The sequence below is a fragment of the Leisingera sp. ANG-S5 genome (assembly GCF_000813925.1).
Lineage (GTDB): Bacteria > Pseudomonadota > Alphaproteobacteria > Rhodobacterales > Rhodobacteraceae > Leisingera.
The window spans coordinates 110,538-124,526 of sequence record NZ_JWLH01000003.1 but is presented as its reverse complement, the minus strand read 5'-3'; the positions used below and the strand labels follow the sequence as shown (position 1 = coordinate 124,526).

Annotated in this window: 15 protein-coding genes; 10 read left to right on the top strand and 5 right to left on the bottom strand. The window is 65.4% G+C overall.

Translation table 11 applies throughout. From position 1 onward, the window contains the following. Positions 1–445 precede the first annotated feature (445 nt). Positions 446–1,675: a sigma-54-dependent transcriptional regulator gene (locus tag RA25_RS05300; protein WP_019295904.1), complete on the bottom strand. Its 1,230-nt coding sequence runs from the start codon at positions 1,673–1,675 to the stop codon at positions 446–448. Then, complete coding sequence (locus tag RA25_RS05295; RefSeq protein ID WP_039145493.1) at positions 1,672–3,417, bottom strand: sensor histidine kinase; 1,746 nt, start codon at positions 3,415–3,417, stop codon at positions 1,672–1,674. Before RA25_RS05295 ends, RA25_RS05300 begins: the two co-directional genes overlap by 4 nt. Before the next feature lie 59 nt (positions 3,418–3,476). Between RA25_RS05295 and RA25_RS05290 the strand changes: the two genes are divergently transcribed. Continuing rightward, positions 3,477–4,661 carry a cytochrome P450 gene (locus RA25_RS05290; RefSeq protein ID WP_039170610.1) on the top strand — a complete coding sequence of 395 codons (1,185 nt, stop codon included), beginning with the start codon at positions 3,477–3,479 and terminating at the stop codon, positions 4,659–4,661. 190 nt (positions 4,662–4,851) lie between these two features. Here the strand turns inward: RA25_RS05290 and RA25_RS05285 are convergent, their stop codons facing one another. Further along, entirely contained in the window at positions 4,852–5,760 is a 909-nt protein-coding gene (locus RA25_RS05285) for a LysR substrate-binding domain-containing protein (protein ID WP_052254167.1), read from the bottom strand. 240 nt (positions 5,761–6,000) lie between these two features. On the opposite strand from RA25_RS05285, the gene RA25_RS22955 reads away from it, so the two are divergent. Then, entirely contained in the window at positions 6,001–6,147 is a 147-nt protein-coding gene (locus RA25_RS22955; protein WP_156131907.1) for a hypothetical protein, read from the top strand. A gap of 33 nt (positions 6,148–6,180) precedes the next feature. Here RA25_RS22955 and RA25_RS05275 read toward each other — a convergent pair whose 3' ends face one another. After that, on the bottom strand, positions 6,181–6,648 hold the full coding sequence (locus tag RA25_RS05275; protein WP_019295909.1) for an Lrp/AsnC family transcriptional regulator: 468 nt from the start codon (positions 6,646–6,648) through the stop codon (positions 6,181–6,183). Between the two features lie 209 nt (positions 6,649–6,857). Here RA25_RS05275 and cobA point away from each other — a divergent pair, with 209 nt between their 5' ends. The 7 genes from cobA to RA25_RS05240 all read left to right on the top strand — a co-directional run bounded on the left by cobA (position 6,858) and on the right by RA25_RS05240 (position 12,400). Further along, positions 6,858–7,613: a uroporphyrinogen-III C-methyltransferase gene (gene cobA / locus RA25_RS05270; protein ID WP_019295910.1), complete on the top strand. Its 756-nt coding sequence runs from the start codon at positions 6,858–6,860 to the stop codon at positions 7,611–7,613. Beyond that, on the top strand, positions 7,613–7,921 hold the full coding sequence (locus RA25_RS05265) for a DUF2849 domain-containing protein (RefSeq protein WP_019295911.1): 309 nt from the start codon (positions 7,613–7,615) through the stop codon (positions 7,919–7,921). Before cobA ends, RA25_RS05265 begins: the two co-directional genes overlap by 1 nt. Then, positions 7,914–9,578 carry a nitrite/sulfite reductase gene (locus RA25_RS05260; RefSeq protein WP_039170608.1) on the top strand — a complete coding sequence of 555 codons (1,665 nt, stop codon included), beginning with the start codon at positions 7,914–7,916 and terminating at the stop codon, positions 9,576–9,578. Before RA25_RS05265 ends, RA25_RS05260 begins: the two co-directional genes overlap by 8 nt. Before the next feature lie 4 nt (positions 9,579–9,582). After that, positions 9,583–10,344 carry a phosphoadenylyl-sulfate reductase gene (locus RA25_RS05255; protein ID WP_052254166.1) on the top strand — a complete coding sequence of 254 codons (762 nt, stop codon included), beginning with the start codon at positions 9,583–9,585 and terminating at the stop codon, positions 10,342–10,344. 5 nt (positions 10,345–10,349) lie between these two features. Beyond that, complete coding sequence (locus RA25_RS05250; RefSeq protein WP_039170607.1) at positions 10,350–10,745, top strand: DUF934 domain-containing protein; 396 nt, start codon at positions 10,350–10,352, stop codon at positions 10,743–10,745. 140 nt (positions 10,746–10,885) lie between these two features. Beyond that, complete coding sequence (locus RA25_RS05245; RefSeq protein WP_029204787.1) at positions 10,886–11,752, top strand: ferredoxin--NADP reductase; 867 nt, start codon at positions 10,886–10,888, stop codon at positions 11,750–11,752. Positions 11,753–11,887: 135 nt separating this feature from the next. Next, complete coding sequence (locus RA25_RS05240; protein WP_241477365.1) at positions 11,888–12,400, top strand: hypothetical protein; 513 nt, start codon at positions 11,888–11,890, stop codon at positions 12,398–12,400. A gap of 93 nt (positions 12,401–12,493) precedes the next feature. On the opposite strand, the gene RA25_RS05235 is transcribed toward RA25_RS05240, so the two are convergent. Further along, positions 12,494–13,063 carry a hypothetical protein gene (locus RA25_RS05235; RefSeq protein ID WP_052254165.1) on the bottom strand — a complete coding sequence of 190 codons (570 nt, stop codon included), beginning with the start codon at positions 13,061–13,063 and terminating at the stop codon, positions 12,494–12,496. Positions 13,064–13,422: 359 nt separating this feature from the next. Here RA25_RS05235 and infC point away from each other — a divergent pair, with 359 nt between their 5' ends. Further along, a complete protein-coding gene (infC, locus tag RA25_RS05230) occupies positions 13,423–13,980 on the top strand; it encodes a translation initiation factor IF-3 (RefSeq protein ID WP_342586016.1) in 558 nt (185 codons plus the stop codon). Positions 13,981–13,989: the final 9 nt, after the last annotated feature.

Sequence of the window (13,989 nt, the reverse complement as noted above, 5' to 3'; positions counted from 1 at the left end):
CACGAGCATGTTTGCAACTGATAGGTCTGCGCCTGCCTGGGCGGGCGCGAATGCGCCTGACCGTTTTGCCGGAGGCAAACCTGTGGTTTGACGGGCAGGCAGGCGCAGACCGGGCCGCAAGCGATCCGGTCTAAGAAGGGTGTTGCGCACCCACCGTACGCACCGCTTGCCGCTCTTTAACCCGGGCCTGCGATACTCTTTCCCGTCGCGACACCGGTGCGGACTGACACCCCGCACCACCAGGAGATCACAGGGCCCCCGAGACCACCTCTTCATTGGGTGCAGGGGCGTCCCGCACCGAAGGCTTCAGCGGACATGGGGGCTTGCGACCCCCGTCCTCCCTCCGCCCATGGCCCCAATGGGGCTTCCCGGCGGCGCCGCCTCCTTAAATACCCCGGCCACAGCGCCGGAAAAGACCAACCGCAAGGCCCCGGCCCCAGCGCCCTCAGCGGCGGTAATCCTCGGGCCGGATGCCATAGCGGGCCAGCTTGTCATAAAACGTCTTGCGCGGCAGCTTCAGGGCTTCGGCGGCCGCAGCCGCGCGCCCGTTTGCGCGGCCCAGCGCCGCAATCAGCAGTGAGCGCTCCACCTGCGCCATCTGCTCTGCCAGCCCCAGCCCGGCCGCCGCTGCGGCCTCTTCCGGCATTCCCAGCACAAACCGCATCGCCGCCGACATCAATGAGCGCGCATTGCCCGGCCAGTCCTGCGCCATCAGCGCCGCCAGATGGTCCTGCGAAACCTCCGGCGCCTCGATCCCCGCCTGCTCCGCCGCCTGTGCCACGTAATGGCGGAACAGCACCGGAATGTCGCCGGGCCGTTCCGCCAGCGAGGGGATCCGCACCCGCATCACATCCAGCCGGTAGAACAAATCGGCGCTGAACCCGCCCGCTTCCGCCTTGCCCGCCAGATCAGCGCTGGAGCCCGCGATGATCCGCACCCCGCCGCCCTGTTCCAGCTGCGCCAGCAGCGCATACTGCGCCGCCTCCGGCAGCGCCTGCACCTCGTCCAGGAACAATGAGCCGCCCGCCGCCTCCTGGCACAGCTCCGCCACAGTGTCCGCCGCCAGCCCTGCGGCCGGGCGTTTCACAAAGGGCCCCTGCGCGGCGGGCGACATCAGGTGGATAACCTCCGCCACCTTGGAAATGCCGCTGCCCGGCGCGCCGGTCACCAGCACCTCCGCGCCCGTCGGCGCCACCGCCCGCACCCGCTGGCGCATTTCCTTGGCCTGCGGCGAGGTCCCGAACAGCAGCCGCGCCGCAGGGTCGCCGGTCTCCAGCTGGTGCTTCAGCCGCCGGTTCTCGAGCACCAGCGCCCGGGTCTTCAGCGCGCGCTCCAGGACCGGCAGGAAGTCGGCGGGCGCGCAGGGTTTCTCAAGGAAATCAAACGCCCCCTGCGACATCGCCTTCACCGCCATCGGAATGTCACCCTCGCCGGTCAGCAGCACCACCGGCAGTTCCTCGTCGGCACCGCGGGCATAGTCCAGCAGGTGAAAACCGTCCCGCCCCGGCATCCGGATGTCCGAGACGATGATGCCATCGAACGCAGAGGTGATGTGATCCTTGGCAGCCACAAACGAGCCGCAGGCGACCACATCCAGGTCGTTCAGCTCCAGCGTCTGAGCCAGCGCTTCCCGCACCGCCGCGTCATCATCTACCAGCAGCACCTTGCGGGTCATGCCGCGTCTCCCTTTTCAGCACCTTCGCGCCACGGCTCCAGCTCCACCGTGAACACCGCGCCGCCGCCGGTGTTGGCACCGCGGATATTGCCGCCAAAGCTCTGCACCAGCCCATAGGAGATCGACAGCCCCAGCCCCATCCCCTCGGAACTGCCCACTGCCTTGGTGGAATAGAAGGGATCAAACATCTTTTCCGGCTCCTTGATGCCGGGACCGCTGTCCTGCACCCGCACCAGCAGCCGCGGGCCAGTGTCAACGCTGATCGAGATCACCTTCTCCACCTGTCCCTGCATCGCATCGGCGGCGTTGTTGATCAGATTCACAAACACCTGCGTCAGCCGCACCTCGCCGCCCCAGGCATGGACCGGCCCGCCGCAGGCAGCTGGGGTCCACCGCAGGTCGATGCGGTCGGCCTTCAGCCGCGGCATCGTCAGCTCCACTGCGGCGTCGATCACCTGCACCAGATCGACCTGCCCCATCGGCTCGCTTTCATTGCGGGCAAAGGCACGCAGGTTCTTGATGATCCGCGCCATCCGCGCCGCCATATCGGCAATCCGGCCCAGGTTTTCGCCGGTCCGCTCCGCCTTGCCGCGCTCCAGGAAGGCCGCGCCGTTCTCGGCATACTGCTGGATCGCCATCAGGGGCTGGTTCAGCTCGTGGCTGATGCCTGCTGACATCTGCCCCAGCGCCGACAGCTTGCCCGCCTGCACCAGCTCCTCCTGCGCGCGCTTCAGGGCCGCCTCGGCCTCCTCGCGCTCGCGCACCTCGCGGCGCAGCTGGGTGTTGGCCGCCGACAGATCACGGGTGCGCTGCTCGACCCGGCTCTCCAGCACCGCGTTGGCCTCCGCCAGGGTGCGGCGGCGCTCCATCACGATAAACAGCATCGCACCCAGCGCCAGGCACACTGCCGCCAGCGCCGCCGCCTGCAGCAGCGCAATCTGCCGGGCCGGCGCCACGTCCACCAGGATCTCCCCGGTCATGCCGATGACCGGCAGGCCAACTGTCAGATGCAGCGCCTGGGCAGGCAGGTAAGGGCTGCCCTCCAGGCTCCAGATCTCATGCCCGGCAAAATAGTCGCGTCCCGTCACGCTCGGGTTCTGCCCGTCAGCGCCGCGCTGCCAGAACAGCAGCTCCGTGCGGTTGGCAATGAACACCTCTCCGCGCTCATCGGTAAAGAACACCGCGGGCAAGGAGCCGCGCCAGGTCTGCTCCACGTCCCCCACATCTGCGACCACAACCAGCGCGCCCCGCACCCGGCCCTCACCGGAAAAGGCGGGGGCTGCATAGAAATAGGCGCGTTTGCCCTCCGCGGGCAGCACGCCATGGCCTGTGCCCAGCGCGCCCTGCGTGGCCCGGATGAAATAATCCTCCGCTGCCACGCTGGCACCTGTCACCCCCTCGGCAGCCGCCAGCACCCGCCCGTCCGCGGCAGCAAAGAACACATCCAGCGCTGCCGTCTTGTCGGCGACCGCGCGCAGCAGCTCCGCCGCCTCGTCTTGCGCTGCCGGCGTCGAGAGGTCTGCCAGCGCCGGATGCTCCGCCGTCAGCACCGCCAGTTCCTGATAGACCTGAAGCTGGGTGCTGACGCGGTCAGACGCCAGCGCCAGATCCGCGGCGCTGCGCTCTGCCAGGCCGTTCAGAGCCTGGCGGTATCCATAAGACCAGACCGCAAGCGCCAGTGCCGCCACGGCCACAAGGAACCCGGCAGGCAGGCTCCAGCGAAGATAGTGCTGTGTTTTCATTGCGGCACGTTATCAAAGCGGCCCTTGCATTGACCAGACGCAACAGCAACAACCGGTATATGAAGACTTTAATCCAATCCCCCACCGATCCCGCCTTCGTGCAGGACCCCTATTCTTTTTATGCCGAAGCCCGGAAACATGGGCAGCTGTACCACTGGCAGGACTACGGCATGGTTGCCGCCTTCGGCCATTCCGCGGTGCATATGCTGCTGCGCGACCGCCGCTTCGGCCGCGAAGTCCCGGAAGAACTGCGCAAGCCCGGCCCAGCCCATCTTGCCCCTTTCCTGGCGGTGGAAGCGCATTCGATGCTGGATGCCGAGCCGCCCCGCCACACCCGCCTGCGCCGCCTGGTGCTGCGCGCCTTCACCTCGCGCGAGATCGCGGCGCTGGAGCCGGGCATCAAGGATCTGTGCCACCAGCTGATCGACAGCTTCCCGGACCAGCCCTTTGACCTCTTGGACGCCTATTGCACCCAAGTGCCGGTGATCACCATCTGCCGCCTCCTGGGCGTGCCGGAGGCGATGGCGCCGCAGCTTCTGGACTGGTCGCACAAGATGGTTGCGATGTATCAGGCGTCGCGCACGGAAGACACTGAACACGCCGCGGCCAAGGCCTCGCAGGAGTTCACCGAGTTTCTGCGCGGCTACATCGCCGAGCGCCGCAATGATCCCCGCGACGACCTGATCACCCGGCTGATCGCGGCGGAGGAGGAAGGCGACAAGCTGTCAACGGACGAGCTGATCGGCACCTGTGTCCTGCTGCTGAACGCGGGCCATGAGGCCACCGTGCATTCCCTGGGCAACGGCGTGAAGACCATGCTGCAGCAGGGCTGGCAGCCGGAGTGGCTGGCGCCGGAGGGGATCGAGGGGCTGGTGGAGGAAATCCTGCGCTTCGACCCGCCCCTGCACATGTTCACTCGCTACGCCTATGAGGAGGCAGAGGTTTTCGGCCACACCTTCCAGCGCGGCGACCAAGTGGCGCTGCTGCTGGGCGCCGCCAACCGCGATCCTGCGGCGCTGGACGATCCGCACCGATTTGATCCGACCCGCCCGCCGAAAGTGAACAAGAGCTTCGGCGGGGGCCTGCATTTCTGCGTCGGCGCGCCGCTGGCCCGGCTGGAGATGCAGATTGCCCTGCCCATCTTGTTCGAGCGCTGCCCGGACCTGAAACTGGCGGCAGAGGTGGAATATTCCAACACATACCACTTCCACGGCCTCACGCGGCTGATGGTCACCCGCAGCTGAGGACCGGGGCGCTCCCGCCCGCGCCGCAGGGATCACAAATCCCCTTGCACAGTTGGGCCAGGCGCCGCTGACGCCGCGCGGCGCCCCTCTTTCACCTTTGGCAAAATACTCCGGGGGTGAGGCGCCCCGGCGCCGAGGGGGCAGCGCCCCCTCCCGCCCTCCTGCCCTCCTGCCGCGCCCGGCCCGGATGTCACTTCGGCAAGGCTGGCAGGGCCGCCATGCCGGGACTGTTCAGCAGCCACTCCCGGAAGGCGGCCACCTTGGGGTCGTTCCATTTCTGCCGTTCGCCGATCAGCGCATAAGATCCTTGCGGGGTGGTGCAGGCCATGTCCGGGAAGGGCAGCACCAGATCCCCCCTTTCCAATTCATCGCGGCACAGCACCAAATCGGCCATCACCACGCCGGTCCCGATCACAGCGGCACGGGTGGCCATGTCGAGGTTCGGGAAAACTTCGCCGCTGTCCGGGTCCACCGCCTCCACCCCGAAATGCTGCAGCCAAGTGTGCCAGTCCTGGCGGCGCGGGGTTTCGTGCAGCAGCCTCAGACCCGCCAGCGCCGCAGGACCGTCCGCAAGCGCAGGCAGCAGCGATGGCGCGCAGGCCGGCGAGAGGATCATGCCGAACAGCGGCATGACCTCGATATCCGCAGGCCGTCCCGGAATGTTTTCCAGCGAAATGCCAAGATCGTACTCCGACCGTTCAAACCCCTTGCTGCCATAGAAGTCGGTGGCCAGCCGCAGCGTGATCTCCGGATGCGCGATGCGGAACTGCTCCAGCTGCGGCAGCAGCCAGCGCAGCGACAGGGTCGGCGGGCAGATCACCCGCAGCTCCGAGGCATCCGCCGCGATCCGCTCCACCTCCTGCAGCATCTTCGCGAAGGCCTCTGTCAGCACCGGATAAAGCCGCCGCCCTGCCTCCGTCAGTGCCACCCCGCGGGCATTGCGGTGAAACAACTGCACGCCGATGTGGTCCTCCAGGATCTTCACCTGCCGGCTGATGGCACCGCGGGTCACGAACAGCTCCTCCGCCGCAGCGATAAAGCCTTCGTGGCGGGCAGCGGCCTCGAAGGCGCGCAGGGAATTCAGGGGCGGCAGGCGCATCAAATCACCATGGGTCAGTTTTCCTGATCCATGGTGGAGATTAACTGGTTTGCGCGCAAGCCCCCTCCGCCCCTATCTGTCAGAGGCCAGAACGGAGGAACAGCCATGACCTCAAATTGTGAAACAGCAGACATCCGGCACCATGCGGGTCCGGCCCGCAGCGTGTTTGATTGGATTGCAGCCCTGATAGGGCTGAGAAAAGCTGAGCCTTTTACAAACACGTCCCGGAAAACGGTCCACGTGCCGCGCCGCGACATGGAGCGGCTGTCGGAAATCTCTCCGCACCTGCTGGCCGATATTGGCGTAGTGCCGCAAGCATCCGCCGAAGACACATCACCCTGGCGGCTGCAAGATGGGCGCCACCTGCTGCTGCGCCCGCCTCTGTGACGATCAGCTGCGGCCAGCCGGCCGCCCTACCCTCTAGCTGCCCAGCGGCAGCATGGTGGTCGACTTGATCTCTTCCATCGACAAAAGCGCGGTCACATTGTGCACTTTCACCTCTGAGATCAGCGCCTGATAGAACACATCATAGGCACGGGCGTTCTGCACCCGCACTTTCAGGATATAGTCGATATCGCCCGCCAGCCGGTGCGCCTCCTGCACCTCAGGGCGTTCCTGCAGCGCCTTCAGGAACTTGGCCTGCCATTCCGCCTCATGCTCCGAGGTGCGGATGAGGACAAAGAAACAGGCCTCAAACCCCAGGGAATCCGCATCCAGCAGCACCGTCTGCTGGCCGATCACCCCGGCCTCCTTCAGCTTGCGGATGCGATTCCACACCGGGGTCTTGGAAGACCCCACCCGGCGGGCTATTTCATCCAGCGACTGGCTGGCGTCGCGCTGCAGTTCAGCCAGAATTTTCCGGTCCGTGCCGTCGATCCGCACCGTCATTCCTGTTTTCTCCTTTTGTGAGGACCAATCGGCCCGATGTCCCGCCGCGGCAAAACCATTGTTCTTATTTATCCGCCCATATAGCGCAATACCGGGAATATTTCCTATATCTAACCCCAAGTCAAACACACTCAGAGGGTACAGGAATGTCCGCACCATCGACACATGCTGCCAATGCCGCCACTCACGTCCGTGGCAGCATGGACTGTATGGTTGCGGGCCAGGTGTGCTTTGCGGGCTCCGGCCCCGGCGATGCAGAGCTGCTGACCCTGAAAGCCCTGCGCGCGCTGCAAGCCGCCGACGTGATCCTGCATGACCGTCTGGTGAGCGCAGAGATCCTTGAACTGGCCGGCCCGCAGGCGGTGCTGGAAGACGCAGGCAAGGAAGGCTTTGGCGCTCAGGTTTCTCAGGCGGACATCAACGCCCGGCTGGTGGAGCTGGCCAAGCAGGGCAAGAAGGTTCTGCGGCTGAAGGGCGGCGATCCTGCGATCTTTGCCCGCCTCGATGAAGAGCTGACCGCCTGCGAGGAAGCGGGCATCGCCTACAGCATCATCCCCGGCATCACCGCCGCCTCCGCTGCCGTGGCCGCCATCGGCCAGAGCCTGACGCAGCGTGGCCGCAACACCTCGGTCCGGTTCCTGACCGGCCATGCAATGACCGGCTTTGCCGATCACGACTGGGCCGCACTGGCGCGCCCGGGCGAGGTTGCCGCCGTGTACATGGGCAAGAAATCCGCCCGCTTCGTGCAGGGCCGCCTGATCATGCATGGCGCCGACCGCGCAACGCCGGTGACCATCATCGAAAACGCCTCGCGCCCCGAACAGCGGGTGCTGGAAACAACGCTGGACCGCCTGCCCGCCGACCTGGATGCGGCTGGTTTCGACGGCCCTGCCCTCACATTCCTGGGTCTTGCCCCGCGCCAGGCGGCGGCAGCCCTGAACGATCTCAAAACGGAGCTTGCATAATGGCCCGCGCCTTTACACCCAAAGTCATCACCGCCAACGACCTGCTCGAGGGCGACGTGATCTACTTCACCGCCCAGGACACCTGGACCCGCGACCTGTCCGAAGCTGAGCTGATCACGGACGAGGCAGACGCCCAGCTGCGCCTGATCGAGGCGGAGAAGCAGAACATCAAGATCGTCGGCGCCTATCTGGCCGATGCCAAGGCAGGCCCGAACGGCCCCGAACCGACCCACTTCCGCGAGGAATTCCGCCGCACCGGACCCTCGAACTACTTCCACGGCAAACAGGAGGCTGAAGCCAATGTATAAGTACAATGAATTCGACGAAGCCTTCCTGGCCGAACGCAACGCCCAGTTCCGCGCCCAGGTCGAGCGCCGCATCGACGGCTCCCTCACCGAGGAAGAATTCCGCCCGCTGCGCCTGATGAACGGCGTCTATCTGCAGCTGCACGCCTATATGCTGCGGGTTGCGATCCCCTATGGCACCCTGAACCCCAACCAGATGCGCGCCCTGGCGCTGCTGGCGGAGAAGTGGGACAAGGGCTATGGCCATTTCACCACCCGCCAGAACATCCAGTACAACTGGCCGAAACTGCGCGACCTGCCGGACATGCTGGACGCGCTGGGTGAGGTCGGTCTGCACGCGATCCAAACCTCGGGCAACACCATCCGCAACACCACCGCCGACCATTTCGCCGGTGCCGCCGCGGATGAGCTGACCGATCCCCGCCCCTATGCCGAGCTGATCCGCCAGTGGTCCACCGACCACCCGGAATTCCAGTTCCTGGGCCGCAAGTTCAAGATCGCCATCACTGGCAGCGACACCGACCGCGCCGTGATCCGCGCCCATGACGTGGGCCTGCAGGTGGTCGAGAAGGACGGCAAGCTGGGCTTCAAGGTTATCGTTGGCGGCGGCCTCGGCCGCACCCCGATGATCGGCCAGGTGCTGCGCGAGTTCCTGCCGCAGGCGGATCTGCTGCCCTATCTGGAGGCGGTTCTGACCGTCTACAACGTGCTGGGCCGCCGCGACAACAAGTACAAGGCGCGCATCAAGATCACTGTCTCCGAGAACGGCATCGACACCTACCGCGCGATGACCGAGGAAGCCTTCCTGACCATCCGCGGCCAGTACGACGGCACCGACCAGGAGCTGCTGGAAGAGATCAAAGCGCATTTCCAGGCGCCGGAGTTCCGCTCTGCCTCGACCGATGCGTTCGACACAGCTTATGCCAACGACCCGGTGTTCCGCGCCTGGGCCGACACCAACCTGCACGCGCACCGCGCCGAGGGCCACGCCATCGCCACCATCTCGATCAAGGCGCATGGGGCGACCCCGGGCGACGCATCCGCCGAGCAGATCCGCGTGATGGCGGACCTGGCAGAGCAGTACGGCTATGGCGAGCTGCGCATCAGCCACCAGCAGAACGTGATCCTGCCGCATGTCCACAAATCGGACCTGCCGGCAATCCACGCCAAGCTGAAAGAGCACGGGCTGGCCACCGCAAACCTCGGCCTGATCTCGGACATCATCGCCTGCCCGGGCATGGACTACTGCAACCTGGCCACCGCCCGCTCGATCCCGGTCGCGCAGGAGATTGCCACCCGCTTTGACGAGCTGAAGCTGGAGCATGACATCGGCCACCTGCAGATCAAGATCTCGGGCTGCATCAACGCCTGCGGCCACCACCATGTGGGCCACATCGGCATCCTGGGCCTGGACCGTGCAGGGGTGGAGAACTACCAGATCACCCTGGGCGGCGACGCGTCGGAAAATGCCGCCATCGGCACCCGTACCGGTCCCGGTTTCGCCTATGACGAAATCGTGCCTGCGGTGGAACGGATCGTGGAGACTTACCTGTCGGTGCGCGAAAACGCCGAGGAGACCTTCATCGAAACCTACCGCCGGGTTGGCATGGATCCCTTCAAGGCCGCGCTTTACCCCGAGGCTCAGAAAAAGGTCGCCTGATCTGATGTTCCATACAGCCGGAAACAAGCCCGCCGGAGAGGAAGACCTCATCCGGGACCGGGAGCTGGCCGCCAAGGCGGAGGCGCTCAATGCGCGCTTCCGCCACCATTCGGCCACCTCGGTGATGGAGGGCGCATTGCGGGATGCAGGGCACATCGCCCTGGTCTCCTCTTTCGGCGCGGAATCCGTGGTGCTGCTTCACATGGCCGCGATCATCGACCCGATGACGCCGGTTGTGTTCGTGGACACCGAACTGCTGTTCACCGAAACGCTGATCTATCAGCAGGAGGTGAGCGAGCGGCTTGGCTTGCGCAATGTGCGCATCATCCGCGCCGATGACATCGCCGAGAAGGACCCCTACGGGGCCCTCAAGTTCAGCGACAAGGACGCTTGCTGCACGCTGCGCAAAACCGTGCCGCTGCAAAAGGCGCTGGCGGACTACGACGGCTGGATCACCGGCCGCAAGCGGTTCCAGTCCGGCACCCGTGCGGCGCTGGAGTTCTTCGAGGTCGAAGAAGGCACCGGGCGGCTCAAGATCAACCCGCTGGCCCACTGGGCGCCCGAGGACGTGCGCGCCTATATGGATGAGAACCGCCTGCCCCGCCATCCGCTGGTGGCCAAAGGCTATCCCTCGATCGGCTGCGCGCCCTGCACCAGCCCGGTCAAGGAAGGCGAAGACCCGCGCGCCGGACGGTGGCGCGGGGAGAACAAAGAAGAATGCGGCATCCACGTGGTGGACGGCCAAATGGTACGCACAGGAGCGTGAGTGAGATGACTGTTATCGTGACCGACACCGGCTTTGCCGCCGATGACTGGACCGGCGGCTTTGAGGGCAGCAACGTGCTGGAGCTGGCCTCGGACGCCAATCTGAACGACGTATCGCTGGACGGCGTGGAGCTGGTGCGGGTGCAATTCCCCAGCTTTGCCGACGGCCGCGGCTTCACCCTGGCCCGCCAGCTGCGGCTGAAGGGCTTTGAGGGCCGCCTGCGCGCCTTCGGCCATGTGATCGCCGACCAGTACGCCATGGCCCGCCGCTCCGGCTTTGACGAGGTTGAGCTGACCGACGAGCTGGCCGCCCGCCAGCCCGAAGACCAGTGGCTCGCCCGCGCCAACTGGAAAGACCACAGCTATCAGGCCCGCCTGCGCGGCAGCACCGCTGCCCGCTAAGCCAGCCCTTAACCCGGGACACTCCCTGAAACCGGCTCCGTTGCGTCAGACGCGGGGCCGGTTTCGCAAAACAGGGGGTTTTCCTGACCTGTATCAAAGACTAATCAGAGGTGCCGGCTACTCCTCCGGCAGTGGAACCGATGAATGAGATGACACCCGTGACCGACACTGCAACCGACCCGAAACCGGCCAAAGCCGTGCCGGCCCTGCCCGACGCCCAGACCGTGACCCAGGTGAAACACTGGACCGACCGGCTGTTCTCCTTCCGCTGCACCCGGCCTGCCTCCCTGCGCTTCCGCTCCGGCGAATTTGTGATGATCGGCCTGATGAACGATCCCGATCCCAAGACTGGTAAGGTGAAGCCCCTGCTGCGCGCCTATTCCATCGCCTCCCCCTCCTGGGACGAGGAAATGGAATTCTACTCGATCAAGGTGCAGGACGGCCCGCTGACCTCCAAGCTGCAGCACATCAAGGAAGGCGACGAGATCATCCTGCGCCCGAAGCCCGTCGGCACCCTGGTGCATGACGCGCTGGTTCCGGGCAAGCGGATCTGGTTCTTTGCCACCGGCACCGGCTTTGCCCCCTTCGCCTCGCTGCTGCGCGAGCCGGAAACCTATGAGAAATTCGACGAGGTGATCATCACCCACACCTGCCGTGAAGCAGGCGAGCTGACCTATGGTGCTGAGCTGATCGAGAGCCTGAAGGACGACGAACTGCTGAATGAGGTGATCGGCGAAGGCTTCTGGAAGAAGATCAAGTATTACCCGACCACCACCCGCGAAGAGAGCCCCAAGATGGGCCGCATCACCGACCTGATGCGTTCCGGCGAGGCCTTTGCCGATCTCGGCGTGCCGCCGCTGAACCCGGAAAGCGACCGGGCGATGATCTGCGGCAACCTGGCCTTCAACCTGGAGCTCAAGGACCTCTTTGAGAACACTTACGGCCTCGAGGAAGGCGCCAACTCCAAGCCCGCACATTTCGTGGTCGAAAAGGCATTCCTGGACTGATCCGGCGCTGGCCCGCCCCTGCGGGCTGCCCGAATTTTGACACGGATTTGACGGGAGGCTGCCGCCTCCCGTTTATCTTTTGTTGGGGATGAATCGGTAATTCTGCTGCTGAGATCCAGAATGGAGCAACAGCAGATGCATAACGAAACGGCCCCCGGGCAGGCGCCCGTCTTCCAGTCCGTCAGAACCGAAGCAGGCAAGGCCCGCGTCCGCGCCGCGCTGTCCGGCTTCCAGAACCGCCCCGACCCGGTGCAGCCGCCGCTGCAGGACAGGATTGCCGCCATCAAGGCCCGTTTCGACCTGCGCGCCATGACACCGCAGGACATCGACCTGATGTTCGACGCGCTGGTGCAGGAAGGCCAGCCGATGACCGCGCCGATGCTGCTTTTGAATTCGATGGGCGACCGTTTCCGCAGCCATCTGGCCGGCCTCACCGGCAAGGACTACGACGGCGGCAAGGCGCTGGACCTGATCGCGGTGGCGCAGCTGCAGATCCAGCGCGCCCGCAAGCAAGGCGGCGCCAGCGGCGGCTGGGAGAGCTTCCTGACGTTCCTGGTGCCTCAATCGCCCTCTGAACAGCCCGCAGCCCAAGCACCGCTGGAGCATATGGCGCGCCTTGCCCAGCAGGCGCAGGCGCGGCCGCACTGACCGGCGGCCGCCGCGGCGCGGTTCAACCGGACAATCAAAAAAGGCGGCCGGGGTTCCCCAGCCGCCTGTTTTTTCCCGCCTTGGCGGAGGCTATCAGTCGCTGCCGGTTGCCGTGGTGTCAGCCGCACCGGTTTCGCCAGCGCCGGACTGGTTCAGCAGTTCCTCAGCGGCAGTGTTTGCGCTGTCCAACGCCCCGGTGGCAGTGTCCTGTGCCGCCTCAGCAGCATCTGCAGCCGCGTCCGCCGCGCTGTCTGCCGCGCCTGTTGCAGTTTCGGCAGCGCTGTCAACCGCTGTGGCCGCCGCATCCGCTGCGGTGCCGGTGGCCTCGCCAGCCGCATCGGACGCGCTGTCCAGCGCATCGCCGACGGTTTCCGTCACCGCGCTGGCGGCCTCGTTCACCGCATCCTGCGCCGCTTCAACCGCGTCGCCTGCTGCCTCGGCGCCAGACTCGACGGCTTCTTCCACTGCCTCAGCCGCGTCCTGGGCGGCGTCTTCTGCCGCTGCCGCCGGTTCTTCCGAAGTTACCGGATCGGTGCTGCTTTGCTCTTCCTGCACCGCGGGTGCTTCAGCCGGGGCGGGCTCCTGCGCGTCCTGGCCGCTCACCAGCAGATAGGCAACCACCGCTGCGGCACCCAGGCCCAGCACGATCAACAACTGTTTCATAGGTCTCTCCTCACTCCTGCCGGCCCGTCCAGGGCCGGGCCGCGCCACGCGCGGCATCTGCCTGCCAGATGGCAATGCACGGGGCACAGCTCAAGGGGGAAGTTTGGCACATATGCATCACGGGCGGCGCCGCGCCGCCCGGCCGCGCCAAACTGGCGGAACCCCGCCGCAATTGCGGTTTTTCAGACGGTTGCGCCGCCCGCTTCACCTGCGCTGCAGACCAGTTTCGCTTCTGTTTTCCGGGCCTTTTGCAACATGCGGCCTTGAAATGCGGCTTTCCTGCCGCCATACCGCCCATAACGCTTGAATCACAGACGCGGGGGCAGTAGCGTTCCCGCACTTTTTGCAATGACAGAAGGATCGCAGTCATAGCCCGCAGACCTCATAACGCGCCGCCGCAACGAGACACCGGCCCGCGCGTCAACGAAAAAATCCGCGCCCCCGAAATCCGCCTGATCGGCGCCGATGGCGAAAACGTCGGGGTTGTGCACCCGGCAAAAGCCATGGACATGGCGGCAGAGGCCGGACTTGATCTGGTTGAAATCTCGCCCAACGCCAATCCGCCCGTGTGCAAGATCATGGACTTTGGCAAGTTCAAATACGAACAGCAGAAGCGCGAGAGCGAAGCCCGCAAGAAGCAGAAGATCATCGAGGTCAAAGAGGTCAAGTTCCGTCCCAACACGGATACCCATGACTACGATGTGAAGATGCGCAATGTCGTGAAGTTCCTGGAGAACGGCGACAAGGTTAAAGTCACCCTGCGTTTCCGCGGCCGCGAAATGGCGCACCAGAATCTTGGCCGCGAGCTTCTGGAGCGGGTTGCCGAGGACACCAAGGAGATCGGCAAGGTCGAGAACTTCCCCAAGATGGAAGGCCGCCAGATGATCATGCTGATCGGGCCGCTCGCCAAGAAATAAGCCGGTGCA

Coding starts and splice junctions, on each gene's coding strand:
- RA25_RS05300 (WP_019295904.1), bottom strand. CDS start 1,675: ATGACCCGCAAGGTGCTGCTGGTAGATGATGACGCGGCGGTGCGGGAA.
- RA25_RS05295 (WP_039145493.1), bottom strand. CDS start 3,417: ATGAAAACACAGCACTATCTTCGCTGGAGCCTGCCTGCCGGGTTCCTT.
- RA25_RS05290 (WP_039170610.1), top strand. CDS start 3,477: ATGAAGACTTTAATCCAATCCCCCACCGATCCCGCCTTCGTGCAGGAC.
- RA25_RS05285 (WP_052254167.1), bottom strand. CDS start 5,760: ATGCGCCTGCCGCCCCTGAATTCCCTGCGCGCCTTCGAGGCCGCTGCC.
- RA25_RS05275 (WP_019295909.1), bottom strand. CDS start 6,648: ATGACGGTGCGGATCGACGGCACGGACCGGAAAATTCTGGCTGAACTG.
- cobA (WP_019295910.1), top strand. CDS start 6,858: ATGGTTGCGGGCCAGGTGTGCTTTGCGGGCTCCGGCCCCGGCGATGCA.
- RA25_RS05265 (WP_019295911.1), top strand. CDS start 7,613: ATGGCCCGCGCCTTTACACCCAAAGTCATCACCGCCAACGACCTGCTC.
- RA25_RS05260 (WP_039170608.1), top strand. CDS start 7,914: ATGTATAAGTACAATGAATTCGACGAAGCCTTCCTGGCCGAACGCAAC.
- RA25_RS05255 (WP_052254166.1), top strand. CDS start 9,583: ATGTTCCATACAGCCGGAAACAAGCCCGCCGGAGAGGAAGACCTCATC.
- RA25_RS05250 (WP_039170607.1), top strand. CDS start 10,350: ATGACTGTTATCGTGACCGACACCGGCTTTGCCGCCGATGACTGGACC.
- RA25_RS05245 (WP_029204787.1), top strand. CDS start 10,886: ATGAATGAGATGACACCCGTGACCGACACTGCAACCGACCCGAAACCG.
- RA25_RS05240 (WP_241477365.1), top strand. CDS start 11,888: ATGCATAACGAAACGGCCCCCGGGCAGGCGCCCGTCTTCCAGTCCGTC.
- RA25_RS05235 (WP_052254165.1), bottom strand. CDS start 13,063: ATGAAACAGTTGTTGATCGTGCTGGGCCTGGGTGCCGCAGCGGTGGTT.